The following is a 711-nucleotide window of genomic DNA, read 5'->3' as shown; positions in this document are numbered from 1 at the left end:
CGCGAGGGCGCGCCGCCCAAGTCAGGCACCTTGCGCACCGCCGCCGAGCGGCTGCCCGCCATCGCGGCGATGGGGTTCGACGTCGTCTATCTGCCGCCGATCCACCCGATCGGAACCACCTTCCGCAAGGGCGCGAACAACTCGCTGTCCCCCACCCCGCACGACGTCGGCGTGCCCTGGGCGATCGGTTCCCCCGAGGGCGGCCACGACGCGGTCCACCCCGACCTGGGCACCCTGGAGGACTTCGACGCCTTCGTGCGCCGCGCCGCCGGACTGGACCTCGAAGTCGCCCTGGACTTCGCCCTGCAGTGCTCCCCCGACCACCCCTGGGTGGACAAGCACCCCGAGTGGTTCGCCCACCGCGCCGACGGCTCCATCGCCTACGCCGAGAACCCGCCCAAGAAGTACCAGGACATCTACCCCCTGGCCTTCGACCGCGACCTGCCCGGCCTGATCGCCGAGACCCTACGTCTGCTGCGGTTCTGGATGGACCACGGCGTACGTATCTTCCGCGTCGACAACCCGCACACCAAACCCGTCACCTTCTGGGAAGAAGTCCTCGGCGACATCAACCGCACCGACCCCGACGTCATCTTCCTGGCGGAGGCCTTCACCCGCCCGGCCATGATGCGCACCCTCGCGGCGATCGGCTTCCAGCAGTCCTACACATACTTCACCTGGCGAAACACGAAGGACGAACTCACCGCTTAC

Annotated in this window: 1 protein-coding gene; it reads left to right on the top strand. The window is 68.5% G+C overall.

Annotated features, from left to right (window positions below; genetic code table 11):
• Nucleotides 1-711 (top strand): alpha-amylase family protein (locus AC5P1C_RS43880; protein ID WP_493871599.1); only part of this gene is annotated, 711 nt, incomplete at both ends.

The sequence above is a fragment of the Streptomyces sp. A18 genome (genome assembly GCF_059026065.1).
The sequence above is the reverse complement of the archived record's forward strand: the minus strand, read 5'-3'. Positions and strand labels throughout refer to the sequence as shown.